Annotated in this window: 23 protein-coding genes; 4 read left to right on the top strand and 19 right to left on the bottom strand. The window is 66.7% G+C overall.

Annotated elements, in window-relative coordinates:
- Window positions 1-8: 8 nt before the first annotated feature.
- The 3 genes from AC1DOM_RS00165 to aceB all read right to left on the bottom strand — a co-directional run bounded on the left by AC1DOM_RS00165 (window position 9) and on the right by aceB (window position 4,167).
- Complete coding sequence (locus AC1DOM_RS00165) at window positions 9-1,034, bottom strand: GGDEF domain-containing protein (RefSeq protein WP_498959211.1); 1,026 nt, start codon at window positions 1,032-1,034, stop codon at window positions 9-11.
- A 148-nt stretch (window positions 1,035-1,182) separates the two neighbouring features.
- Window positions 1,183-2,490, bottom strand: coding sequence for an isocitrate lyase (gene aceA, locus AC1DOM_RS00170; RefSeq protein WP_498959212.1), 1,308 nt, complete (start codon window positions 2,488-2,490; stop codon window positions 1,183-1,185).
- Window positions 2,491-2,520: 30 nt separating this feature from the next.
- Entirely contained in the window at window positions 2,521-4,167 is a 1,647-nt protein-coding gene (gene aceB / locus AC1DOM_RS00175) for a malate synthase A (RefSeq protein ID WP_498959213.1), read from the bottom strand.
- Window positions 4,168-4,276: 109 nt separating this feature from the next.
- On the opposite strand from aceB, the gene AC1DOM_RS00180 reads away from it, so the two are divergent.
- The gene (locus AC1DOM_RS00180; protein ID WP_498959214.1) at window positions 4,277-5,245 is read left to right on the top strand and encodes a LysR family transcriptional regulator; all 969 of its coding nucleotides are present in this window, start codon (window positions 4,277-4,279) and stop codon (window positions 5,243-5,245) included.
- 4 nt (window positions 5,246-5,249) lie between these two features.
- On the opposite strand, the gene AC1DOM_RS00185 is transcribed toward AC1DOM_RS00180, so the two are convergent.
- The 15 genes from AC1DOM_RS00185 to AC1DOM_RS00255 form a co-directional block, all read right to left on the bottom strand.
- Window positions 5,250-6,656 carry a hypothetical protein gene (locus AC1DOM_RS00185; protein ID WP_498959215.1) on the bottom strand — a complete coding sequence of 469 codons (1,407 nt, stop codon included), beginning with the start codon at window positions 6,654-6,656 and terminating at the stop codon, window positions 5,250-5,252.
- A complete protein-coding gene (locus tag AC1DOM_RS00190) occupies window positions 6,644-8,023 on the bottom strand; it encodes a glycosyltransferase (protein WP_498959216.1) in 1,380 nt (459 codons plus the stop codon). The genes AC1DOM_RS00185 and AC1DOM_RS00190 overlap by 13 nt, the downstream gene beginning before the upstream one ends.
- On the bottom strand, window positions 7,977-9,005 hold the full coding sequence (locus AC1DOM_RS00195) for an NAD-dependent epimerase/dehydratase family protein (RefSeq protein ID WP_498959217.1): 1,029 nt from the start codon (window positions 9,003-9,005) through the stop codon (window positions 7,977-7,979). Before AC1DOM_RS00195 ends, AC1DOM_RS00190 begins: the two co-directional genes overlap by 47 nt.
- Window positions 9,006-9,129: 124 nt before the next feature.
- Complete coding sequence (locus AC1DOM_RS00200) at window positions 9,130-9,744, bottom strand: lysophospholipid acyltransferase family protein (protein ID WP_498959218.1); 615 nt, start codon at window positions 9,742-9,744, stop codon at window positions 9,130-9,132.
- Window positions 9,745-9,761: 17 nt separating this feature from the next.
- Entirely contained in the window at window positions 9,762-10,187 is a 426-nt protein-coding gene (arfB, locus tag AC1DOM_RS00205; protein WP_498959219.1) for an alternative ribosome rescue aminoacyl-tRNA hydrolase ArfB, read from the bottom strand.
- A 12-nt stretch (window positions 10,188-10,199) separates the two neighbouring features.
- Window positions 10,200-10,946 carry a pseudouridine synthase gene (locus AC1DOM_RS00210; protein ID WP_498959220.1) on the bottom strand — a complete coding sequence of 249 codons (747 nt, stop codon included), beginning with the start codon at window positions 10,944-10,946 and terminating at the stop codon, window positions 10,200-10,202.
- Window positions 10,933-11,274, bottom strand: coding sequence for an endonuclease domain-containing protein (locus AC1DOM_RS00215; RefSeq protein WP_498959221.1), 342 nt, complete (start codon window positions 11,272-11,274; stop codon window positions 10,933-10,935). Before AC1DOM_RS00215 ends, AC1DOM_RS00210 begins: the two co-directional genes overlap by 14 nt.
- A gap of 104 nt (window positions 11,275-11,378) precedes the next feature.
- Entirely contained in the window at window positions 11,379-13,052 is a 1,674-nt protein-coding gene (gene ubiB / locus AC1DOM_RS00220) for a ubiquinone biosynthesis regulatory protein kinase UbiB (RefSeq protein ID WP_498959222.1), read from the bottom strand.
- Window positions 13,049-13,699, bottom strand: a complete 651-nt coding sequence (locus AC1DOM_RS00225) for a ubiquinone biosynthesis accessory factor UbiJ (protein ID WP_498959223.1) — start codon at window positions 13,697-13,699, stop codon at window positions 13,049-13,051. Before AC1DOM_RS00225 ends, ubiB begins: the two co-directional genes overlap by 4 nt.
- Window positions 13,700-13,708: 9 nt before the next feature.
- Window positions 13,709-14,707 (bottom strand): 2-alkyl-3-oxoalkanoate reductase, encoded by a 999-nt coding sequence (gene oleD / locus AC1DOM_RS00230; protein WP_498959224.1) that lies wholly within the window; start codon window positions 14,705-14,707, stop codon window positions 13,709-13,711.
- Window positions 14,704-16,341: an olefin beta-lactone synthetase gene (oleC, locus tag AC1DOM_RS00235; RefSeq protein ID WP_498959225.1), complete on the bottom strand. Its 1,638-nt coding sequence runs from the start codon at window positions 16,339-16,341 to the stop codon at window positions 14,704-14,706. Before oleC ends, oleD begins: the two co-directional genes overlap by 4 nt.
- Window positions 16,338-17,192 carry an alpha/beta fold hydrolase gene (locus tag AC1DOM_RS00240; RefSeq protein WP_498960175.1) on the bottom strand — a complete coding sequence of 285 codons (855 nt, stop codon included), beginning with the start codon at window positions 17,190-17,192 and terminating at the stop codon, window positions 16,338-16,340. Before AC1DOM_RS00240 ends, oleC begins: the two co-directional genes overlap by 4 nt.
- A gap of 47 nt (window positions 17,193-17,239) precedes the next feature.
- Window positions 17,240-18,256, bottom strand: a complete 1,017-nt coding sequence (locus tag AC1DOM_RS00245) for a 3-oxoacyl-ACP synthase III (protein WP_498959226.1) — start codon at window positions 18,254-18,256, stop codon at window positions 17,240-17,242.
- Between the two features lie 201 nt (window positions 18,257-18,457).
- Complete coding sequence (locus AC1DOM_RS00250; RefSeq protein WP_498959227.1) at window positions 18,458-18,766, bottom strand: DUF4156 domain-containing protein; 309 nt, start codon at window positions 18,764-18,766, stop codon at window positions 18,458-18,460.
- Window positions 18,766-21,648 (bottom strand): M16 family metallopeptidase, encoded by a 2,883-nt coding sequence (locus tag AC1DOM_RS00255; protein WP_498959228.1) that lies wholly within the window; start codon window positions 21,646-21,648, stop codon window positions 18,766-18,768. Before AC1DOM_RS00255 ends, AC1DOM_RS00250 begins: the two co-directional genes overlap by 1 nt.
- Window positions 21,649-21,753: 105 nt before the next feature.
- Between AC1DOM_RS00255 and AC1DOM_RS00260 the strand changes: the two genes are divergently transcribed.
- The 3 genes from AC1DOM_RS00260 (at window position 21,754) to trmL (ending at window position 23,314) form a co-directional block, all read left to right on the top strand.
- Complete coding sequence (locus AC1DOM_RS00260) at window positions 21,754-22,461, top strand: SDR family oxidoreductase (protein ID WP_498959229.1); 708 nt, start codon at window positions 21,754-21,756, stop codon at window positions 22,459-22,461.
- Window positions 22,462-22,596: 135 nt separating this feature from the next.
- Window positions 22,597-22,830: a hypothetical protein gene (locus AC1DOM_RS00265; protein ID WP_498959230.1), complete on the top strand. Its 234-nt coding sequence runs from the start codon at window positions 22,597-22,599 to the stop codon at window positions 22,828-22,830.
- A 19-nt stretch (window positions 22,831-22,849) separates the two neighbouring features.
- Window positions 22,850-23,314: a tRNA (uridine(34)/cytosine(34)/5-carboxymethylaminomethyluridine(34)-2'-O)-methyltransferase TrmL gene (gene trmL, locus AC1DOM_RS00270; protein ID WP_498959231.1), complete on the top strand. Its 465-nt coding sequence runs from the start codon at window positions 22,850-22,852 to the stop codon at window positions 23,312-23,314.
- Here trmL and otsA read toward each other — a convergent pair.
- Window positions 23,311-24,690: an alpha,alpha-trehalose-phosphate synthase (UDP-forming) gene (gene otsA, locus AC1DOM_RS00275; RefSeq protein ID WP_498959232.1), complete on the bottom strand. Its 1,380-nt coding sequence runs from the start codon at window positions 24,688-24,690 to the stop codon at window positions 23,311-23,313. The two genes, trmL and otsA, sit on opposite strands and share 4 nt — an antisense overlap.
- Window positions 24,691-24,698 lie beyond the last annotated feature (8 nt).

Raw genomic sequence — 24,698 nt, forward strand, 5'->3', positions numbered from 1 at the left:
CGCCGCGCCTAGGCAGGCGCGAGCGCGTCGTCCTGCCATTCCACGCGATTGCCGCCCAAACGCTTGGCGCGGTAGAGCGCCGCATCGGCCAGTGCGTACCAGTCGTCCCACTCGGTGTCGGGCGACACCAGGCAGGCGCCGACGCTGAGCGTGGCGATCGCCGGCGGCGAGGGCTGCATCTCGTGCAAGGCGTGCGCGGTGGTCGTGATGAACTCGGCCACGCGCATGACATCGTCGCGATGCTCGCCCTTGATCATCAGGCAGAACTCGTCGCCGCCCAGGCGACAGGCGATGTCGTCCGGACCGGCGGCCGAACGCAGGATGTTGGCGACGCCCTGCAGCACGCGGTCGCCGACCAGGTGGCCGTGGTCGTCGTTGATGTTCTTGAAGCGGTCGCAGTCGATCAGCAGCAGGCCACGGCCGGGCTGCTCGTCGGTACGACGGCGCTGTTGCAGATGCAGATGGAAGCCGCGGCGGTTGGCCAGGCCCGTGAGTTCATCCGTTCGGGTGAGTTCTTCGGTCTGCGTCAGGCGGTGCGTGGTCGCGCGCAGGGTGTCGAGTGCGGTCTGCAGGTCGAGGTTGCGGCGGCGCAGCCGGCCGATGAGGCTTTGTTCGTTCAGCACCACGCGCATGATGGCGCGGCGCAGGAAATGGGCGAGCAGGCGCGGGTCGCGATCGACCAGGGTTTCGAATTCCTGCTGGCGCAATTCGACCAACATGCCGGGGCTGGACACGGTCGCGTCCGCACTGCGCGCATGGTCGCCGATCAGCAGGCCGAGTTCGCCGAAGAACTCGCGCTGCCCCAGGCGCTTGGCAACCAGGTCGTCGCCGAAGTCCAGGTCGACCGAGCCTTGTGCGATGACGTACATGGTCGTGCCGAGGTCACCGCGGCGAAACAATTTTTCGCCAGGCTCGACGCGACGCTGCTGCCCGATTTGCGCAAACAGCGCGTACTCCTCCGCAGTCAGGGACGCGGCGGGCTCGAGAACTTCGATGTCGGCTCGGCGCCGTCGAGGCGCGCGGTCGCGATTCACACTTCGATCCCCCGACGTGACCGGCGGCCGAGGATACCACCTGAATGAGTTCATCTCTTGAGGTACGGATTGGGGCGGCCTGTCCGGCCGCCGCCAACCCCGGTCACCCCGCTACAGGCGATAGCGGATTCAAGAACCGTGCAGCTTGTCACGCTGCAGCGGCGGGGCTCACCTTCTGGAACTGCTCTTCCTCCGTAGAACCCTTCAGGGCGACGGTCGAGCTCTGGGCCCCCTGGATGGTCTGCGTCACCGCGTCGAAGTAACCCGTGCCGACCTCACGTTGATGTTTGACCGCCGTGAAGCCCTTGTCGGCGGCGGCGAACTCGGCCTCCTGCAATTCGACGAAGGCGCTCATCTGGCGGCGCGCATAGCCGTGCGCCAAGTTGAACATCGAATAGTTGAGTGCGTGGAAACCAGCGAGGGTGATGAACTGGAACTTGTAGCCGTAGCTCGCCAGTTCCTTCTGGAATTTCGCGATGGTCGCGTCGTCCAGGTGCTGCTTCCAGTTGAACGAGGGCGAGCAGTTGTAGGCCAGCAGCTTGCCCGGGAACTTCGCGTGGATCGCTTCGGCGAAGGCCTTGGCGAATTTCAGGTCGGGCTTGCCGGTTTCGCACCACACCAGGTCCGCGTACGGCGCATAGGCCAGGCCGCGCGAGACCGCCTGGTCCAGGCCCTTGCGCGTCTTGTAGAAGCCTTCGACCGTGCGCTCGCCGGTGATGAAATCGCGATCGTTGTCGTCGACGTCGCTGGTGACCAGGTCGGCGGCTTCGGCGTCGGTGCGCGCGACGATCAACGAGGGAACGCCGAGCACGTCGCTGGCCAGTCGCGCCGCGACGAGCTTTTCGACCGCTTCGCGCGTGGGCACCAGCACCTTGCCGCCCATGTGGCCGCACTTCTTGACCGAGGCCAGCTGGTCTTCGAAATGGACCGCGGCGGCGCCGGCTTCGATCATCGCCTTCATCAGTTCGAAGGCGTTGAGCACGCCACCGAAACCGGCTTCGGCGTCGGCGACGATGGGTTGCAGGAAGTCGATGGCGTCGTCGCCTTCGGCGTGGTGCAGCTGGTCGGCGCGCAGCAGCGTGTTGTTGATGCGCTTGACCACCTGCGGCACGGAATTGGCGGGATACAGCGATTGGTCGGGATACATCTCGCCGGCGAGGTTGGCGTCGGCCGCGACTTGCCAGCCCGACAGATAGATCGCCTTCAACCCGGCCTTGACCTGCTGCATCGCCTGGTTGCCGGTGAGCGCGCCGAGTGCGTTGACGAAGTCTTCGGTCTGCAGGTAACGCCACAGCTTCTCGGCGCCCTGGCGCGCGAGAGAATGTTCGATCGGCACCGTACCGCGCAGGCGCACGACGTCGGCGGCGGTGTAAGGGCGCTCGATGCCGGCCCAACGCGGGTTGTTGGTCCAGTCCAGGCGCAATTGTTCGGCAGTCGGAAGGGTGTTCGTCTTCATCGTGGTGCTCCTTGTCGTGTGACCCGACGGTCAGTCGATCCGTGCGTAGGCCGGAAGGGTGAGGAAGTCTTCGAGCGTGTCTGCTTGCGTGAGCGTTTCCAGGAGTTCGATCGCTTCGTTGATGCGCGTGCCGCCGGGAAGCTGCATGCGGTCGGCGAACTTGCTTGGCAGGCCGATCAGCGCGCGTTCGAGCAGCGCGAAATCGATCGGCGAACCATCGTCCAGGTGCACGGGCGGGTCGCTGTGCAGCCATTGCCACAGTTGGGTGCGGGAGATCTCGGCGGTCGCGGCGTCTTCCATCAGCCAATGGATCGGGACGCAGCCATTGCCTTCGAGCCACGCGGCGAGATAGCGCACGCAGACTTCCACGTTGTTTTCGAAGCCTGCGCGGCTGATCGTGCCGAGCGGCGGCTTGAGCAGGATCTCGCGCAGCTCGATGTCGGTTTTCCCGCGCACGTCGTTGCGCAGCACGAACTGTTGGTGCGCGCCGAGCATCCACGTATCGAAGACTTCGCGCGCCAACGGAATGAGCGCCGGATGCGCGACCCACGTGCCGTCGTGACCGGCGCCGACTTCGCGCACCTTGTCGGCGCGCACGCGTTCCATCGCCCGCGCATTGGCCGCTTCATCCCCCGCAATGGGGATCTGCGCCGCCATGCCGCCCATCGCGTGCGCACCGCGGCGGTGGCACGTGTGGATGAGCAGTTCGGAATACGTCTTGAGGAAGGGCTGCGTCATCGTGACCTGCGCGCGCTCGGGCAACACGCGGTCGCGATGGCGGCGGAAGGTCTTGAGATAGGAAAAGATGTAATCCCAGCGGCCGCAGTTGAGCCCGACGATGCGCGTGCGCAGTGCGTGCAGGATCTCGTCCATTTCGAACACGGCCGGCAGCGTTTCGATCAGCACCGTGACTTTCATCTGGCCTTGCGCCAGGCCGAGCGCGCGTTCGATGTGCGCGAGCACGTCTTCCCACAGCGCCGCTTCTTCCATCGCCTGGAGCTTGGGCAGGTAGAAGTACGGGCCACGGTCCTTCGCGGCGAGTGCCTTGGCGTTGTGGAAGGCGAACAGGCCGAGGTCGAAGAGGGACGCGGAGATCGGAACGCCGTCGACGATCAGATGTTTTTCGTGCAGGTGCCAGCCGCGCGGGCGGACGATCAGCACCGCTTGTTCGGCGAAGGGTTTGAGGACGTAGTGCTTGGTAGAAGCCGGCTTGCTGCCGTCCGGCGCCATCCAGTCGAGCGTGCCGGCGACCGCCTTGCCCAGTGCGCGCTGCCCGGTGAGCAGGTTGTCCCAGGTGGGCGCGGTCGAATCCTCGAAGTCGGCCATGTAGCAATTGGCGCCGGAGTTCAGCGCGTTGATGACCATCTTCGGATCGGTGGGGCCGGTGATCTCGACGCGGCGGTCGAGCAGCGCCTTCGGTAGTTCGGCCACGCGCCAATCGCCGGCGCGGAGGTGCGCGGTGTCGGCGCGGAAGTCGGGAAGCGCGCCGGCGTCGAAGGCGGCCTGGCGAAGTTGGCGTGCGGCGAGGCGTTCCTGCCGCTGCGGTTCGAAGCTGCGATGGAGTTGCGCGAGAAAGGCGAGCGCCGCGGGCGTGAGCAGCTGCTCCTGTCCCGGGAGCGTGCGGGTGAGGGTGACACCCGGCGTGAGGCTGTCCTGGTCCTGCAGTACTGCCGACATGGTCTGTCCTTGGGTCAACCGAGGACTCGACCGTACGAGCCAGTACTGTATTGGACAAAACAGTTATCGCAATGCTATTGATAAGCCACGCTTATATGAAGGTGGCGTCATGGCGAAATCGAAGGCGCGAGGCCCGGATTTCGAGGAGATCGCCCCCCGTTTCGCCTACAAGGCGGACCGGTTGAAGCCCCTGCGGGCCTTTTGCCAGACCGCGCGACTGGGCTCGGTCTCACGGGCGGCCGAGGCGCTCTATGTCTCGCAACCGGCCATTACCCTCCAGTTGCAGGCGCTCGAGCGCGAGCTGGGGGTCAAGCTCTTCGACCGCGTCGGCCGCCGGCTCACCCCGAGCCGCGAAGGCCAGGTGCTCTACGAACTGGCCAAGCCCCTGGTCGAAGGCATCGACGGGCTCGATGCCGTCTTCCACGACAAGGTCCAGGGACTCGACGCCGGCGAACTCAACGTTGCCGCCGGGTCCTCGACCATCCTCTATCTGCTGCCCGGCATCGTCGAAGCCTTCCGCCAGCGGCGGTCCGATGTTCGCCTGACGCTGCACAACGTCACCGGCGCCGGCGGCCTGGACCTGCTGCGCACCGATGCGGTCGACCTGGCCGTGGGTTCGATGCTCGATGTGCCCGCCGACCTGCGCTACATGCCGGTCTATCGCTTCGAGCCGATGCTGATCACGCCGCTGGACCATCCGCTCGCACACAAGGCGGACCTGAAGCTGGAGGATCTCTCGCCCTACGGCCTGATCCTGCCGCCGAAGCGGCTGACCACCTATCGCCTGGTCGACCTGGTGTTCCAGCAGAACCGCGTGCCCTACACCGTCGCGCTCGAAGTCGGCGGTTGGGAAGTGATCAAGCAATACGTCGCGATGGGCCTGGGCATCAGCATCGTCACCGCGATTTGCCTGACCGAAAGCGATCGCACGCGGCTCGCGGCGCGCTCGCTCGCGCAGTACTTCCCTTCGCGCAGTTACGGCGTGGTGGTGCGCAAGGGCAAGTTCCTGTCGCCGCAGGCGCGCGCCTTCATCGAACTGATCCAGCCCGACCAGTCCATCGATCACTCCGAACGCTGAGGCCTCAGGGGCAGCGGTCGGCGCGGAATTCGCAGAAGCGATAACGCATCTGCAAACCCATCGAATGCCCGGTGTATTGGCCGAATTCGTTGAGGCGTTCGCTGTAGGCGGCCGTCGCGAGCAGTTGCCAATGGCCGAACAGGCCCAGGCTCAGCGTCGCATTGGCATCGGTCGCGCGCTTCCAACCGTCGAAGGATTCGTCGCGCTGCACGCCCACCGCGGCCGACACCTGCAGCGCCACTTCTTCGCCGAATGCGAAATAGCCAGACACCACCGGTGCGAAGCGACGATAGTCCTCCGGGCTGTAGTAGCCCGTTCCAGGGTTCGTCGAATAGCCGAGCCACTGCGCCTGCAGGCCGACGTCGATCCACGCCGCCTCGCTGCGATGCACCGCGTGGCGCCAATCGGCGTCGATGCCGCGGTGATTGTTCCCGTCGCTGAAGGCATCGGCGGCCAGGCGCGCGGTGATCGTGTCGCGCATCGTGGGCGTCGATGTCAGGTCGACGACCAGGCCATTGCGCATCACGCCGTTGGACAGCGCGCGCGGCGAGTAGGCCACGCGATCGCGCTCGGCGCCGACACCGTAGGTGAACGCGTCGCTCGCACGATGGGTGAACGCGATGCGGCCGATCGTCGCGCCATCGCTGGTGCCGTCGGCGAAGTCCAGTTCGGAGCGGCCGCCGCGCAGGTCCAGCGCGAAGTCCGATGTCGGCGACAGGCGCACGCCGGCGAACAGGCGGCGCTCGTCGATCGACTCGCCACCGCGCAAGGACGCGAACGGGCTGCCGACGGGCGATTCGTGGGTGCGATTGGTGGCGTCGAAGGAAAGCCGCACCGCATCGCTGACGCGCAGGTTGGATTCCATCGTCGCCGTGCGGATTTCGATGTCGTCCGAATCCGAGTACACCGAGAGCGGCGCACCCACGTAGGAATACAGCGGCAAGCGCACGGCCTTCGTCAGCGCGAGCGTGTCCTTCGAATCGGGTTGCAGGCGTTGCACTGTCGCCAGCGCATCGAGTGCGCGCTCCGGGCGTTCGCCGATGCGCTCGGCCAAGGCCTGGGTCCACGCGATGCCATACGCATCGGCCGGCGCCGCCGGCGCCACCGGAACGTCGCCGAGCGCGGCCACTTGTACCGGCGCGGTCGATGCGCGCGCTTGTTCGTACAAGGGCTGGTTGAGCGCAAGCGCGTCATTGCGGCGACCGGCCCAGGCCTGGATGCGGGCACGCAGCGCGCGCGATTCCGCATCGTCCACGCCCGAAGCATCCAACGCTTCGATGGCGCCGGCGTAATCGCCCCGCCACGCGAGCCGCCGCGCCGCATCCAGTGCGGAATCCTGCGCACTCGCGGGCAGCGCCGTCGCCAGCCCCAGTGCGAGCGCGATCGCGCTTGCGAGCCTCACTTGCGCCATTTTCGATTCCCCGTGATCCACAAGTCCGTTGCGAAGCGCGCCATCGTGACGGTGTCGGCGAGCATCAGGAAATAACGCAAGGGCGTGACGAGCACACCCTTGGCCGCGATCTCCAGGCGCTGCCCTTTTGCGACGATGGCCAACACCGTCAGCGACACCACCATCTCCGCGATCACGGTCACCGCCAGCGGTTCCCACATCTGCAGCGCGAGCATGATGATCAGCGCGGCCGGGAAGCCGACCTTCTCGATCGAGCCCAGGAACAAGGCCCAACCGATCGGACGCCCGTACTGTTTCGTCGCCGTGTCGCCGAAGGGCTGGCGGTACTGCTCCTTGATGACGCGGAGTTCTTCCACGCCCGATTGCTTGTCGCGCCGACGCTTGCGCCAGGTCTTGAATACGCGGAAGGGCGTACGCACCAGGCTGTCGAAATAGAAACAGCTTTGCAGGAAGGACGAGGACCACAGGTAGACCTGCCGCGGAAGGCGCTGCACTTCCGGCTCCTCCGAACGCGCGAGCACATCCTGCAACTGGATGTTGCGGTACCCCTCGTTGTTGAGCGCGAAGCCGATGAAGATGTCTTCGGAATTCGTCAGGTCGTCGCCGAACAGCGGCTCGTATCGGTCGAACAGGTCGGCGATGTACTTGCGGCGATACGCCACCGCGCAGCCCACCGGATTGGTGATGCTGCCGAAGAACACCATCTGGCCCTTGTAGACGAAGCGCTGCAGGAACAGGTACAGGCATTCGCGATAGGCATTGGTGATCCACCACCACAGGCCGTGCAGGCGGCCGCGCCTGGCGTGCGGGTCGTCCCACGTCGGCGCGCCATGCCAGCGCTGGAACTCGGGCGTCTGCGCGAGCGCGTGCCGGTTCTTCGGCCGCATCGGCAGGATGTTGCCGCAGGCGCTGGCGATGCCCACGCCCTGGTAGAGCTCCTGCACGCAACGTTCGATGTAGTTGGTCGATTCGAGGAACGTGTCGCCGTCGAGGATGAACTCGACGTCGCTGTCGAATTCGCGTGCCTGGCGTTTGATGGTCGGCGTCTTGCCGATCGAACTGGCACGTTCGATGACCGTCAGGTCCAACCCGGCCGCCGCTGCGTATTCGCGCGCGCGCGGCACGGTCTCGTCCCGGCCGCCGTCATCGACGAGGATGATGTGGCGCGGGCGCATCGTCTGCCGGGCGATCGAGGCCAGGCAATGGATGATGTTGTCTTCTTCTTTGAAGGCCGGGATCACGACGTCGACGACCGCACGACGCCAGTCCTGCGCCGGCGTCGGGATCGTCTTGTCGGGCCCGCGCAGCAGCCCGATGATGCTAAGCAGCGCGTTCGGACTCAGTACGAACCAAGGCGCGGTAGCCATCGCATCCCTCTTCCAGTTTGGCGCGTTCGATGGCGATCAAATCGTCGATCGTGCGTTCGAGCGTGTATTCGTGTTGGAACCCGGTCATCGCGCGCAGGCGCGACAGGCTCGGGCGCCGGCGGCGGATGTCTTCGAAGTCCTCGCCATAGGCTTCGCGCAAGGGCACGTGCTGGATGTGCGAGCGGCTGCCCGCGCGCTCGATCACCAATTGCGCCAGTTCCAGGATGCTGATCTCGCGGTCGTTGCCCACGTTGGCCAGCAAGGTGTTGCGGCCCGCGAAGTTGGCCAGCGCGTCGAGCGCCACGACCGTATCGCGCGCATCGCAGAACGAGCGCGTCTGCGTGCCGCCGCCGAACACGGTGATCGGCTCGTTGCGCACGGCCTGTGCCACGAAACGCGGCACGACCATGCCGTAACGCCCGACCTGGCGCGGCCCCACGGTATTGAAAAAGCGCGCGATCACGGCGGGAATACCGAAACGCTGTGCGTACGACAGACCCAGGGCTTCATCGGCGATCTTGCTCACCGAATAACCCCAGCGCGTGCCCGCGCGCGTGCTGACCGACAGATCCTGGTCTTCGGACAGGATGTCTTCGTCGTTGTGGCCGTAGACCTCCGAGCTCGAGGCCAGCACGACCTGCGGTTTCCAACCACCCGAATGCGCGGCCCGCAACAGGCGTTCGCAGCCCGCGATGTTGGTGGCGAGCACCTTGGTCGGTTCGGCGAGGACGCGATAGACGCCGACGACCGCCGCGAGGTGATACACGCGATCCGCCCAACCGACGACGCGTTCGAGCTTGTCCCACGTGAGGATGTCGGCTTCGTCGAAGCGGAAGCGTGGATTGTCTTCGTGCGCCGCGACATTGCCGCGCACCCCGGTCGACAGGTCGTCGACCACATGGACCTGGTCGCCCCGCTGCAGATGGAGGTCGACCAGGTGCGAGCCGATGAAGCCCGCCCCACCCGTGATGAGGATATGCATGCAAGTCCTCCCCCTGAAAGGACATTGCGACCGCTGATGTATGGCGCCCCGAACTGTGACCCCGTGCACGAAACATACGCATCAAACGTGCCAATCCGGCCACCAACGGTCGGAAAGGCAGCGATCAGGGGGTGCCGTGGTGCTTGCCCTGCCAGGGGCGATACCACGCGCGGATGCGCTGGATGTCGCCGTGCATGTCGTCGGTCAGTTGGAACAGCGGACCAATGCCGATGATCCGGTCGGGGTAGTGGAAATACGCCGGGACCACGGGGACGTTCGCCCGCTTCGCGATTTTCCAGAACCCCGGCTTCCAGCGTTCGACCGGTTTGCGCGTGCCTTCCGGCGCGAGGCCGAACCAGAACTTCCCGGCTTGGTCGATAAGTGACGCAGCCTGTTCGACCACGCCCTGCGCGGCGCTCCGGTTGACCGCAATGACGCCGAGGCGGCGGAGGATCGGCCCCATCGGCCACCAGAACAACTGGTGCTTCCCGAGGATGCGGATGTCCAGCCCGAGCGCGAGCTTGGCGGCGAACCCCCACACCCCGTCCCAGTTGGAAGAGTGCGGTGCGCCGATGAGCACCGCCTTGGGCACGTCCGGAAACGCGCCGACCATGCGCCAGCCGCCCAGCCGCAGCAGCGTGCGACCGAACCAGCGCGTGAATCGATTGGGTTTCACCCGCGGCACGGACGGCGGCAACGCCAGCACGTGCCCGGGTGGCTCCGAATGAGGTGGCGACATTCCTTGTTCCTGCGCTGTCAGTCGTCCCAGGTGCGGCGCGCACCACGCGAGGACTTGATCGTACTGCGCCCGCGCTTGTCGTCCAGCCTTCGCTGTTTCGCGGCGCGGGACGGTTTGGTCGCCACGCGCTTCTTCGGCACGTGCAACCCGCTGGCGATGAAGGCCGCGAGCCGCTCGCGCGCGTCCTCGCGATTGCGGTCCTGCGTGCGGAAGCGCTGCGCGCTGAGGACCAGGACACCCTCGAGGGTCAGGCGGCGATCGCGCTTGGCGAGCAGGCGCGCGCGCAGGGGTTCGGGCAAGGAAGGCGAGTTGGCGATGTCGAACCGCAGTTCGACCGCGGTGGCGACCTTGTTGACGTTCTGCCCGCCGGGGCCCGACGAACGCACGAAGCGTTCGATCAGTTCCTCGTCGGGGAGTTCGAGACCGGGCGCGATTTCCAACATGCGGCGACTGTATCAGGCGTCGGTGGCGTCGCCGAAGAGGGAAAGCGCCTGGGTGAATTCCGCGTCGAAGGGCGCGCGCACGTCGATGCGCGCACCCGTCGCGGGATGGTCGAAGGCCAGCCGCCGCGCGTGCAGCAACATGCGATGGATGCCGAGCATGCGGAACGCGCGATTGTGTCGGCCATCGCCGTGGCTGGTGTCGCCGATCAGGTGATGCGAGACGTGCTTGAGATGCCGGCGGATCTGGCGGAAGCGGCCCGTCAGCGGATGCGCGCGCAGCAGCGCATAGCGCGAGGTCGGGAAATGCGCGGACGGGAACGCGAGTTCGCAGCTGGCGATGCGTTCGAATGCGGTGGTCGCGGGTTTCTTCAGCGGCTTGCCGGGGCCGCCGTCCAGTGGATGGTCGATGGTGAAGCGCTCGTCGGTCGGCCAACCGCGGCAGACGGCGATGTAGTCCTTCTCCACGTCGCGCGTCATGAGCGTCTTGCCGAGCGCGGAAGCGGTGCCGCGGTCGAAGGCGAGCAGCAGGCAACCGCTGGTCGCACGGTCGAGGCGATGGACCAGGAAGATGGGCTTGCCGAACTGCTCGCGCAGGCGATCGGCGGCGAAGTCGGTTTCCCCGCGGGCGAGCGCGGAGTCGTGGACCATCAGGCCGGCGGGCTTGTCGACGACGGCGAGATAGTCGTCGGCGTGGATCGTGTGCAGTTCCCCCTCCCCTGCTCCGCAGGGGAGGGCCGGGGTGGGGTCAACGTCGTGCATGGCATTGCCGCAGAATCGCTTCCAACACAGCCTCTCGCTCCGACATCACATCATTGTTCCAGAATCGGAGCACACGATACCCCCTGGCTTCGATTCGTCGCGTACGCGTCTCATCATAAGCACCGGCTTGCGCATGTTGGCCACCGTCCAGTTCGATGACAACGCGTGCCTTGATGCACGCGAAGTCGGTGATGTAGCCAGCGATCGGATGTTGCCGCCGGAATTTGAAGCCGTGGAGGTTACGCATGCGAAGCTGGTGCCAAAGATGGCGCTCTGCTTCAGTGGGATTTGCGCGCAGCTGGCGGGCGCGTCGGCGTAGTTCGTCCATCCATGGAGCATGCGAACGGCAAGGCCACTGCGCTATCAGGGAACGCCGCGACGTCTGCAACCCCTCCCCCTCCCCTGCAAGCAGGGGAGGGGGAGGGCGCGGCGCTACGACTTCCTTCGCGGCCAGGCGGCCAGCAACGCCCAGGCACCACCAAGCGCCGCGATCCACACCGCAGCAGGCACGCCGACGATGCGCGGGCCGCCGGCTTCCAGGCCGTACAGCACCGCTGCGACCACTAGCAAACCGGTGCCCAGGATCGCGGAGATCGTGCGGCGTTGCGCGCCGCGGATCATCTGCGTGAGATCGCGCACGTCCTGCGAGCGCATCTGCAGTGAGTGCTGGCCCTGCACCTGTTGTGTCAGCCATGCGTGCAGCAGGCGCGGCATTTCCGGCGCGCGCGTCACCATCTCGGGCAGGCGCTTGCGGAATTCGGCCATCAGCTGTTGCGGGCTGTAGCGATCGACGAGGATTTTTTCGAGCACCGGGCGCGCGACGGCCCAGATGTCGATGGTCGGGTCGAGCTGGCGCCCGACGCCTTCGATGTTCAGCAGCGTTTTCTGCAGCAGGATCAACTGCGGTTGCAGGGTGAGTTCGTAACGCTGCGCGGTGCGGAACAACTTGAGCAGCACTTCGGCGAGCGAGATCTCCGACAAGGGCCGCGTGAAATACGGTTCGCACACGGCGCGCGCAGCGGCTTCGAGTTCGTCGATGCGGATGTGCGAGGGCATCCAGCCGGCCTGCACGTGCAGCTCGGCAATGCGGCGATAGTCGCGATTGAAGATCGCCATGAAATTTTCCGCGAGGTAATACTGATCCTCGCTGGACAGCTGGCCCATGATGCCGAAGTCGAGCGCGATGAAACTCGGATCGCTCTTGCGGTGGGCATCGACCCAGATGTTGCCGGCGTGCGCGTCGGCGTGGAAGAAGTTGTCGCGGAAGACCTGCTGGTAGAACACGCGCACGCCTTTCGCGGCGAGCGCCTTGCGATCGATGCCGGCGGCGTCGAGCGCAGCGATGTCGTCGCTCGGGATGCCGCGCACGCGTTCCATCGTCAGCGCGCGCTGCGCGGTGTGCGACCAGATCGGCTCGGGCACGTAGAGATCGTTCGATCCCAACCAGTTGCGACGCAGCACCGAGGCATTCGCCGCTTCGCGTTGCAGGTCGAGTTCGGCCGCCAGCGTGTTCTCGATCTCGGCCACGATTTCGCGCGGGCGGATCTTGTCGGCGGACGGATGCGTGCGGTCGACGAGTGCGGCGATCGACTTCAGCAGCGAGATGTCCGCGTTGATCTGCTTTTCGATGTCGGGCCGCAAGACCTTGACCACCACCTCGCGCGGCGGCGCATCGCCCACGGCGTGCAGCATCGCCGGATGCACCTGCGCGATCGAGGCCGACGCCAGCGGCGTGGTGTCGAAGCTCGCGAAGGCGACGTCGATCTGGCGGCCCAGCGCTTGCTCGACGAGCGCGCGCGCCGTGTTGCCGTCGAAGGGCGCGACGCGATCCTGCAGCAGCGTGAGTTCTTCGGCGACATCGGGCGGCACGAGGTCGCGGCGGGTCGAAAGGATCTGCCCGAACTTGACGAAGATCGGCCCGAGTTCCTGCAGCGCCAGGCGCAGGCGCGCACCGCGCGATTGCGCGGCGATCTCGCGCGAGGCGCTCGGCACGAACGGCCGCATCAGGCGCAGCCAGCGCTCGGCCGGCGTGTCGTCGAGCAGGTCGTCGAGCCGATAGCGCAGCAGCACGCGACCGATGCGCGCGGCGCGCAGGACCGGCGTCATGCGAGCCCTCCGCGCTTTTGCAGGCGATGCACGCGCGCCGCGAGGCGTTCGACGTCGTCGCGCAAATTGTCGACGTCGTCGAGGAAAGCGTGCAGCTCTGCCTTCGCGACGATGTCGCGCGATTCCTCGGTGAAGTATTCGGCGGCGCTGCCGGCGACGCTCTTGCCCGCGGCCTTCGCTTCGCGCAACGCGGCGGCGACGCCCTTGGCCACCTGCACGCCGAGGATTTCGCCGAACACGGCGACGAAGGGTTGCTGCCAATCCGGATCGAAGCGTTCGGCCATGCGCTGCAAGCGGCGCGCGAGATCCGCGTCGCCCGAGACGCGCACGCGACCGACGGGCGGTGCGTCCTCGCGCTTGAAGAACGGCAGTTGGGCCAGCAAGCCCCCGAGCGTGCCGCGCACGCCAAGGTCGGGTTCACGCGCAGTGTCGGCCGGGCCGACGACCAGGCGATCGCCTTCCACGCGAATCTCGGCGGCCAGCGCCGGCGATTCCACGGCCAACTGGATGCGGCGGCCGTCGAGTGGCCCGAGCGCGGCGCGCGTATCAGGATCGAGCGCGAGCGCGCGATTGAGCGCGGCTTCCAGCGCGCGCCCGGCATGCTGGCGCCAGTTGAAGGACGAGCCGTCGGTGGTCGAGGCGTTCATGCCCCGATTCTAGCGGACACGCATGTGGGCTTCGGCGAGGAAGCGCAATCCGTCGATGATCGTGACCTTGGGGACGTAGCCGAAATCGCGCGTGGCCGGGCCCATGTCGTACCAATGCGCCGTGGACAGTTGCTCGGCGAGGAACCGCGTCAGCGGCGGCTCGCCGCCCAGGGGCAGCACCGTCCACGCCGCCTCGCATACCGCGCCGATCGCGTAGGCGGTGCGGAAGGACAGATGCTTTTCCACCGCGGGCGCGCCCACCGCGCGCAGCAGCGCGTTCACCAGCTTGGCGGCCTCCATGGGCTCGCCGTTGCTGATGAAGTAGGCGCGTCCGGCGCACGCGGCACCCGGCACGAGGTGGTGGAAGGCATCGATGTGCGCCTGCGCGGCGTTGTCGATGTAGGTGGTATCGATCAGGTTCTCGCCACTGCCGACGATGCGCAGGCGCCCTGCGCGCGCGCGATCGGCCAGGCGCGGGACCAACTGGTTGTCGCCGGGGCCCCAGATCAGGCGCGGCCGCAACGCGATGGTCGCCAGGTTCGCATCGTTGGCCGCGAGGACTTCCTGTTCGGCGATGGTTTTCGTCGTCGCGTAGGCGGCCTTGAACTGCGTGCCATAGGGCACGGTGTCCGCGGTGCCGCCTTCGACCGGGTGCGTCGCGCGATGCGTGACGCTCGGCGTGGAGGTGTACACCAGGCGTGCGATGCCATGCGTGCGACATGCATCGAGCACGTTGCGCGTGCCGAGCACGTTCGCGCGGAAGTAGTCTTCGTATGGCCCCCACGCGCCGGCCTTCGCAGCGTTGTGGAAGATCGCGCCGACGCCTTGCGCCGCATTCACGAGTGCATCGCGATCGGCGAGGTCGCCCTGCACCTGGCGCACGCCGAGCGCATCGAGCTCGGGATAGCGACCGCGATTGAAGCTGGCGACGTCGAACCCGCGTTCGACGAGGTTGCGGCACAACGCCTGCCCGAGGAAGCCGCCACCGCCGGTGACCAGGACTTTCATGTGCGTCCCTTCAGTTCGCCCGCCGCCCACGCGGCAAGCTTCTCACGACCGATCTTGGCGTTGTGGCGGATGTCGACGGGGAAGCCCGGGTGGCGCAGGAAGTGGCGGATCTTCGCGGTGTGGACGTGGCCTTCGGCAATATGGCGGAGTTCGTCCGGCAGGTCCGCCGCGTTGTGCCCGGCGCTGGAAAGCGTCTCGAAACACAGCACCGGCGTTTGCGCACCCTTGGGGCCGATGCCAACCAGCGCGGTTCGGAGGGTCGGCGAATTGAAGATCGGCTCGACCTGTTCGGTGCACAGGGTCGTTGCTTCATCGACGACAACACGCTGCGTCTTTCGGCCGCAGAACCACAGCCGGCCTTCCCCGTCGATCCAGCCGAGGTCGCCCATGCGATGCACGATGCGGTCGCCGTTCGCGGTCGTCTCGCGGATCTTCGAAAGCTTCGTCGCGGCATCGCGACGGAAATACGTGTCGGTCGCCGTCGGGCCGGCGACGGTGATTTCGCCGATCCGACCGGGCTGCAGGAGCAAGGCATCGGACCACTGTTCGATCGCGTCGTCGTCGATGCGGATGATGCGGACTTCGTTCGGCGGCACCGGTCGACCAACGCAGGTACCTGCACCACGTTCCGTCGCTTCGCGCGTGGCCTGTAGTTCTCGGCCTTCGATCACGCTGACGGGCAGGCATTCGGTGGCGCCGTAGGGCGTCCACAGTTGCGCATCGTCGGGCAACAGTTCGCGCATGCGTGCGACGACATCGGCCGGCACCGGCGCGCCGGCGGACAACACGCGCTTCACCGTCGGCAGGTGCGCGCCATGTCGCGCGAGTACGGCGACAAGCGCGGGCGAACCGAACAACTGCGTCACGCCGAAGCGTTCGATCGCCTGCAGCAAGCGCTTCGGATCCGCCTTCGCCGGCCGCGTGGGATCCATGTCGGGAATGATCGACGTGACGCCCAGTGCCGGATCGAACAAGGCGAAGGGCGGGAACGTCGGCAGATCGACACCGCCGGCTTCCAGCCCGAAGGCATCGCGCAACATGCCGACCTGCGCGACGAAATGCCGATGGCGATACACCACGCCCTTCGGCAAACCGGTCGAACCACTGGTGAAGAGGATCGCGGCGACGTCGTCGGGTTGCGTGTCGGCGAGTTGCGGACCGGCGTTCGCGCCTTCGCGTTCGACCTGCGCGAGCGTCGCGTCGGCGAGAATCGCGCGCCGCCCGGTGGTGATCCGGATGTACGCACTCGGCGCCCAGCGCAGCAGTACGCGCGCGAACTGCGCGAGCGGAATGCCGATGAACGCATCGGGCGCCGCTTCGTCCAGGCATTGCTTCAGCGCACGCCGGTCGATGCCGGGGTCGACAAGGACCGGCACCGCACCTGCCTTGAACAACGCGAACATCAGCAGGAAGAATTCCGGCGTCGGCCGCACCATCACGACGGTGCGCGTGCCGCGCACGATGCCGCGGCGTGCCAGGCCCGCGGCGATCGCGTCGCTGCGGCGGTCGAGTTCGGCGTAGGTGATCGCGACCTCGTAACGCCCATCGCGGCCCGGACAACGCATCGCCACCTGCGCGCCGCGCTCGCGTGCGAGCACGGGCAGCGACGCGGCGATGTTGCAGGCGGCGCTCACGTCAGCGGATGCGCATCGAGGAAGGTGCGGATCTCCGGCACCAGGACCTCGTGTTTGTCCTCGAGCACGTAATGATTGGCGTCGTCGAACGCATGCACTTCGGCATTCGGCCACGCGCGCGTGAACGCATCGAGGCAGTGCTTGTCGAACACGAAATCGCGCAGGCCCCATCCGATGAAGGCCGGGCGATGCGCGAAGGACGGCAGCGCGCGGCCGCCCGCGGACACGAGGTCCCACGCCGGATCGCCTTCGCGCAACGGGATGTCCTGCACGAAGCGCAGCGTCGCGATGCGGTGGTCCCAGGTGTCGTAGGGCGCCACGTACGCGCGGCGCACATCGGCCGGCATGCGGCGGTCGACGCCGACGTACGACGCGATGCCCGAAAACGCATTGAGCCCGCGGATCGCGAACGCACCGAGCTTCGAATCGCGCCCGAACGAGAGCTGCCACGGCATCGGCTTGGCTTCGGGCAGCGTGAACATCGCGGTGTTGAGCACCACCCAGCGCTTCACGCGCAGCGGATGGCGCATCGCCCAACCCATGCCGATCATGCCGCCCCAATCGTGGACGGCGAGCGTCACCGGGCCATCGATGTGCAGCTTCGCCAGCAAGCGCTCCAGGTCGTCCACGCGCGATTGCAGCGTGTAGCGATACGCCGCGTCGCCGGGCTTGTCGGACAGGCCCATGCCGACGTGGTCGGGCACGATGCAGCGATAGCGGTCGCGCAGGCCGAGCACGAGATGGCGCCAGTAGTAACTCCACGACGGATTGCCGTGGAGCATGACGACGACTTCGCCGTCGCGCGGACCTTCGTCGAGATACGACAGCGCGATGCCGTCGCGGATCTGCATCCGCTTCGGTTCGAACGGGTAATCGGGGAAGGGCTCGCCGCCCCGCTTCACCAGACGACTTCTGCCATCGAGCAATTCAGGCCCGAGCCGATGCCGAGCAGCGCGATGCGGCTGCCCTTCTTCAGTCGGCCCATCTCGCGGAGCTTGGACAACACGATCGGCACCGAGGCCGGGCCGATGTTGCCGTGCTCGTTGAAGATGGTGAGCACCTTGGTCGGGTTGATGCCGAAGGCCTTCACGAAGGCCGCCGTGTGCACCTGGCTGACCTGGTGGATGACGAATTCGTCCATCTCCTCGGCGACCCAACCCAGCGCGATCTTCGCCGCCGCCCACGTCTTCTGCGCGAGCTTGAGGCCTTCGATCAGCAGCATGCGGGTGTCGGTGACCATGCGGTCGAGGTTGCCGCGGCACAGCTTGTTCCACTCGGTGGCCGCGCGCGTGACGCCGCCCTTGTAGCGCGGGGCGCCCGGGACGAGTTCGGCGCGCGCGAGCACCATCGCGGCGGCGCCGGAGCCCAGCGTCAGCGTCGCGAGTTCGTTCTTGAATTCTTCCTCGGTCGTTTCTACACGAAGGAGGCGCTCGACGGTTTTCTCGTACGCAAGGTCCGCGGTTTCGCCGTCGACGACGAGCGCGTAATCGATCTCGCCGCGTTCGATCATGCGGCTGGCGATGTCCATGCCGTTGAGGAAGGCCAGGCACGCATTGGCCACGTCGAAGTTCTGGCACATGTCGGACAGGCCGAGGTTGCCGCTGACGATCGACGCGGTCGAGGGTTCCAGGAAGTCGCGGCTCACCGAGGTGTTGACCAGCAGGCCGACCTTGTTGGGGTCGATGCCGGCGTCGGCCAGTGCCTTCACCGCGGCGAGCGTCGCCGCATCGGAAGCCTGCATGCCTTCGTCCCACAGGCGGCGCGCATGGATGCCCGCGACGTCCTTCAGCACGTCGGTCTTGATGCCGAGGCGATCGAGCGTGGGCTTGAGGCGGGCGTTGATTTCGTCCGAGCTCAATCGACGCGGCGCGTCGACGTGGGCGAGGCCGGCGATGGCGACGTGTTGGAACAACATGGGCGATGCCTTGCAGGTCGGAAGCGGGGCTTTGGTGCAGGTACGCCGCGTACGGCGGCGTACTGCCGGTGCGCGGAGCCCGTCAGGATACCGGCTTCACCGCCGCTGCACACGGTTTCGGGTGGTCCCCGGGTCGCGATCGACCCGGGGATTCATGAAGTTGAGCGGTTCAGCCCGTTTACAGGGCGTTTTCACACCGGCTCAGTGGCATTTCCACGCGGCGTAACGCTGGCTGCCATCGGCAGGCGGGCCCAGGGCCTGCACCGTGTCCGCGCCCAGGCCGGGCGCTTCGTTGCGGGCCAGGGTTTCCAGTTCGTCCTGCACGCGCAAGGCATTGCGGTCGTAGAAGGCGACGCTGTCCTTCACGGACACCTCGACCTCGCCCCGCTTCTCGCAGCCCGCAGGAATGCCCTGCACCACTTTCACCGCGCTCGCGCCGGGCGCCATCTTGACCCACGTGCACGCGGTCAGCGTGCACGCGAGTGCGAGGAGGATCACCTTGCCGCGCATCACTTCTTCGCCGCCGGGGCCGTGGTGGCGGCGCCGCCGACCGGCTTGCCGTCGGCATCGACCACCGACACCGCGCCGATGTTCAACGCGCGCACCGGCTTCTCGATCTTCGACAGATCGCCGACGACGACATAGGTCAGCGCATTCGGATCGATCGCCTTCGCCGCCTGCGCGACCTGCGCGGCATCCAGGCCTTCCACTTCCTTCATGCGCTGCACGACGTAATCGTCCGGACGGTCGTAACGCACGATGCCGCCGATGGTCGACATCACCGCGCCGGCCGTTTCGTAGGAACCGGGCATGCCGCGGATCTCGGTGTTCTGGATGCGCGTGACTTCCTCGGCCTTCGGCGGTGCCTTGCCGTCGGCGTACTCGGTGATTTCGCGGCGCAGTTCGGCGAGCGATTCGGCCGTCTTGTCGATCTGCACCGGCGCGAACGCCATCCACGGGCGCTGGCCCAGGGCGTTGGACGCCATGCTGTACGCGCCATACGCCCAGTGCTTGTCTTCGCGCAGATTCATGTTCAGGCGCGAGGAGAACTCGCCGCCGAGCACGCTGTTGGCGAAGTCGAGCTTCACCGCGCCGGCATCCTTGCTCGACGGAATCACCTGGCCGACATACAGGTTGGCCTGCACGGCGCCCGGCTGGTCGATCAGGAACACGCGCGGCTGCTTCGGCAGTGCGACCTGCGCAGGCGCCGCAAGCTTCGGCGCTGCACCGTCGACCTTCCAGTCGCCGAGCTTCTTCTCCAGCATCGGCGTGATTTGCGCGAGCGTGGTGTCGCCGACGATCACGAGCGTCGCGTTATCCGGGCGCACCCACGCATGGTGGAAGGCGACCAGGTCATCGCGCGTCAGCGAACCGATCGAGGCTTCGGTGCCGGTGCCGCTGAAGGGAATCGCGTACGGATGGTTGTCGCCGTACAACAGCGGCGGCAGCACGCGCATCGCCGCGCCCTGCGGCTTGGCCTTCTCCTGCTTGATGCCCGCGATCCACGAGGCGCGCACGCGATCGATTTCCTTCTGGTCGAAGCGCGGGTTGCGCAGCATCGTCGCGAACAGGTCGAGCGAAGGATCGAGCTTTTCCTTCAACGCCGACAGATACGCCGTCGCGCCATCGAGCGACGCCGACGCACCGAGGTTCGCACCCAGCGCTTCGGCGCGATTGCCGAACGCGAGCGCGTCCATGTCGCCGGCGCCTTCGTCGAGCATGCCCATCGCGAAGCCCGAGGTACCGAGCTTCTTGCCTTGGTCGGAGGCGTAGCCGCCGCCGAACATGTAGCTCATCTGCACGACCGGAACGTCATGGCGTTCGGCGAGGATCACCTTCGTGCCGTTGCTCAGCGTCGCGCGCTGCAGCGCCGGGAACTTGAGCGCCGGGAAGTCGTCGGTGATCGGCACGCCCTTGCTGCGATCCACCGTGCTGGCGGTGGTCTTGTACTTGGGATCGGCCTTCGGCAGTTCGAAGGGCGCCGGCGTGCCCGCCGGATCTTCGGGAAGATCCTTGCGCGCGCCCGGCTGCACGACGAGCACATGGTCGCCCTGCGCGAGCCAATCCTTGCCGGCCTTCTGGACATCGGCGACCGACGCGGTCTCGATCGTCTTCAGGCTGTCGCGGAAGCAACCGGGGTTGCCGGTGTAGATCGCGCATTCGGCGAGCGCGTCGGCCTTGCCGCCGAAACCGCCGATGCGTTCGATGCCGCGCACGAAGCCGGCCTTGAACACGGTGCGGGCCTGTTCGAGTTCCGCGGCCGTCGGGCCTTCCGCAATCAGGCGCTTGAGCTCTTCATCGATCGCCGCTTCGACCTTCGCTTCATCCACGCCCTGTTTCACGTCGGCCTGGATGAGGAAGTTCGAACCCAGCTGCGAGGCGTCGACGTAGGCCGACACGCTATCGACGGTCTTGTCGTCGAACAGCAAACGCTTGTCCAGGCGCGACGACTTGCTGCCGCCGAGCACCTGGGCGAGCAACTGCAGGCGATCGACATCGGCCGCGCCGTACTGCGCGACATTCCACACGCGATAGATGCGCGTCTGCGGCACCTTGTCTTCCATCGTCGCGCGCGTGGTCTGCGTGCGGCGCGCCGGATCGATCTTCGGCTGCGCCATCGTCGGGCTGGCCGGGATGTCGCCGAAGAATTCGGCGGCCTTCTGCTTCGCGGTGGCCAGGTCGATGTCGCCGGCGAGCACGAGCACGGCGTTGTTCGGGCCGTACCAGGTGCGGAACCAGTTCTTGACGTCCTCGAGCTTGGCGGCGTCGAGATCGTTCATCGAACCGATCGTGGTGTGGTGGTACGGGTGGCCTGCCGGGTACATCGTCTTCTGCAGCACTTCCCAGACCTGGCCGTAGGGCTGGTTCTGGCCCTGGCGCTTTTCGTTCTGCACCACGCCGCGCTGCTCGTCGAGCGTGGCCTGGTCGATCGCGCCGAGCAGGTGGCCCATGCGGTCGGATTCCATCCACAGCGCGGTGTCGAGCGCGGTGGTGGGGACGTTCTCGAAATAGTTGGTGCGGTCGGTGTTCGTCGTGCCGTTGAGGTCGGTGGCGCCGACGGTTTCCAGCGGCGGGAAGAAATCGCCCTTGTGGTTTTCCGAGCCGTTGAACATCAGGTGTTCGAACAGGTGCGCGAAACCGCTGCGGCCCGAAGGCTCGTCCTTGCTGCCGACGTGGTACCAGAGGTTCACCGCGACGATCGGCGCCTTGCGATCGGTGTGCACGATCACGCGCAGGCCATTGGGCAGCGTGAAGGTCTCGTACGGGATGTCGACAGTGGACGCGGCGGGCGTCTTCGCCTGCACGGGCGCGGGCGCGAAGGCCGCGCCGCCGAGGGCGACGGACAATGCGAGGGCGAGGGCGCCGGTGGCGAAGGGTCGGGTCGGGGTCATGCGATGAGGCTCCTGGGTCGCAATGGCGATCTGTACGACCTTCGATCCTAGCCCGGCCCCGCCGCCGATACACTAGGTAAGACGGCACACCCGACAAGGACGCGCATGGCCACGCCAGCCCACAGCCTCGTCACCGGCGCCAATCGCGGCCTCGGCCTCGCTTTGGTGCGCGGCTTGCTCGCGCGCGGCGACCGCGTCGTCGCCACCGCGCGCCATCCCGGCAAGGCCACCGCACTGAATACGCTGACCGGCGAATATCCCGGGCGCCTGCATGTGCTTCCGCTCGATGTCGCATCGGAAAAATCGCGCGACGAACTCGCGCGCGAGTTGCCACTCGTGCTCGAGGACGCGCGCCTGGACTTGCTGGTGAACAACGCCGGCGTACTCCACAGCGGCGAACGCTGGGGGAAATTGCACGCCGACATCCTCGAAGACAGCCTGCGCATCAATGCGATCGGGCCCTTGCTGCTGGTGCAGGCGATCGAACATTGGCTCGCCGATGGCGCGAGCGTCGCGAACATTTCCACGCAGATGGCATCGCTGAGTACGCGCAACGAATTCCGTTCGCCGAGTTATTCGATGAGCAAGGTCGCGCAGAACATGGCGACGGTGCAGCTCGCGCTCGCGCTGAAGCCGCGCGGGATCAAGGTCGTCGCGCTCAGCCCCGGCTGGGTGCGCACCGACATGGGCGGTGAGGGCGGCGAGCTCACGCCGGAAGACTCGGCGGCCGGCCTGCTGGAAACGATCGCCGGGTTGAAGGCCGCCGACAGCGGCCGGTTCTTCGATTGGCGCGGACAACCGATGGCCTGGTGAGGGGGGCGGACGTCCGCGGACACCGGGTGCGCCGCGGGCAATTGCTTTCGAATCAACACGTTAACCATTGGCATGCCTCGTGCATCTATTGAGGTATCCGGACACAGACGTCCGACGATTCGAAAGGAGTTCGCCATGTCCCTCACCACGCAGCTCAAGCGCGGCCTGCTCGCCCTCCCCGTCGCCGCGTTGCTGATCCTCGTCGGTGCGATCGCGCCGGCCGGTGCCGCCGCCCCGTCGGACGACTGCCTGGCCGCCGCCGCGGCGAAGCAGGAACTCGTGGCGCCGCGTCGCGTCGACTTCCACTCGATGCTGCCGGGCGCGCTGCACGTGCTGCGCAAGGTCGAGATGCCTGCGATCAAGGGTTGATCCGTCGCACAATGCGCGGATGTTCGATGTCGTCCTCTTCCAGCCCGAGATCCCGCCGAACACCGGCAACGTGATCCGCCTGTGCGCCAATACCGGCGCACGGCTGCATTTGATTCGCCCGCTCGGCTTCACGCTCGAAGATGCGCAACTGCGCCGCGCGGGCCTGGACTATCACGAATACGCGAAGCTCCAGGTCCACGATTCCGTCGGCGATGCGTTGGCGATGATCGAGCCCAAACGTCTGTTCGCATTGAGTACGCGCGGCCGCGTTCGATTCGATACACCGCAATACGGTGAAGGCGACGCCTTCCTCTTCGGCCCGGAGACGCGCGGCTTGCCCGAGGACGTCCTCGCGCAAATTCCCGAAGCACAACGCCTGCGCCTGCCGATGCGGCCCGACAATCGCAGCCTCAATCTTTCCAACGCGGTCGCGGTCGTCGTGTTCGAAGCCTGGCGCCAGCAGGGCTTCGCGGGCGGCGCCTAGCTCACCAACGCTTCGATGAACTTGTGGCGCCACAGCGTGATGTCATGGCGGCGCAAGCGCTTGTGCAACGCGTTCCAGCGCTCCTTGCGTTCGCTCGCCGGCATCGCGTGCGCTTGCGCCAATGCATCGGCCACGCCATCGAGGTCATAGGGATTCACGAGCAGCGCTTCCTTCATCTCCGCCGCGGCGCCGGCGAAACGCGACAGCACGAGCACGCCCGGCGATTGCGGATCCTGCGAAGCGACGAACTCTTTCGCGACCAGGTTCATGCCATCGCGCAGCGGCGTGACCACGCCGATCTCGGCGCTGCGATAGAAGCCCGTCAACACGCCGTGCGAGAAGTCGCGATTGACGTAGCGCACCGGCGTCCAGTCCGGCGCCGCGTGGCGCCCGTTGATGTGGCCGGCGAGGCCTTCGAGTTCGCGGCGCAAGGCTTGGTATTCCGGCACTTCGCTGCGCGATACCGGTGCCAGTTGCAGGAAGGTGATCTGCCCGTGGATTTCCGGGTAGCGATCGAGGAAGCGTTCGAAGGCGCGGAAGCGATCGGGCAAGCCTTTCGAGTAATCGAGCCGATCCACGCCGATGGCGAGCACGCGGCTGCCGAGGCTTTCGCGCAAGCGCTGCACCGACGCGCGCGTACTCGCCGCCTTGGCCTGGCGCGCGATGTGGTCGGTGTCGATGCTGATCGGGAACGCAGCGGCGCGGAATTCGCGACCATCTGCCGTGCGCATCCGCCCGTCCGCGAACGCGCGACCGCCCAGGTAGAGGCGCACGTAACTCTGGAAACGATCCAGGTCGCGCTCGGTCTGGAAGCCGACCAGGTCGTAGGCGCCGAGCGCGCCGAACAACACTTCATGGTTCGGCAAGGCCGCGAGCAGATCGGACGAGGGCATCGGCACGTGCAGGAAGAAGCCGATGCGATTGCCGACTCCCAGTTCGCGCAAGCGTTGCGCGAGCGGAATCATGTGGTAGTCGTGGACCCACACGATGTCGCTCTCGCGCAATTGCGTCGCCAGCTTCTCCGCGAACAGGGCATTAACGCGGCGATAGCCGTCCTGCGTGTCGCGCGTGTAATCGACCAGGTCCAGGCGGAAGTGCAGCAGCGGCCAGAGCGTGCGATTCGCGAACCCGTTGTAGTAGTGGTCGAAGTCCTCGACCGACAGGTCCATCGTGCAGTACGTCGTATTGCCGTTCTCGATCTTGTGCAGGGTGCCCGACGCATCGCGCACGCGTTTGCCGCTCCAGCCGAACCACATGCCGCCGTGTTCCTTGAGCGCCGCGCGCATCGCGACGGCCAATCCGCCTGCGCGATGCTCGTTCGGCATCGCGACCCGGTTGGACACCACGACGAGGCGGCCGTCGCCAAGGGCGCTCATCGTCGACC

Source organism: Lysobacter sp. P5_B12, assembly GCF_056400425.1.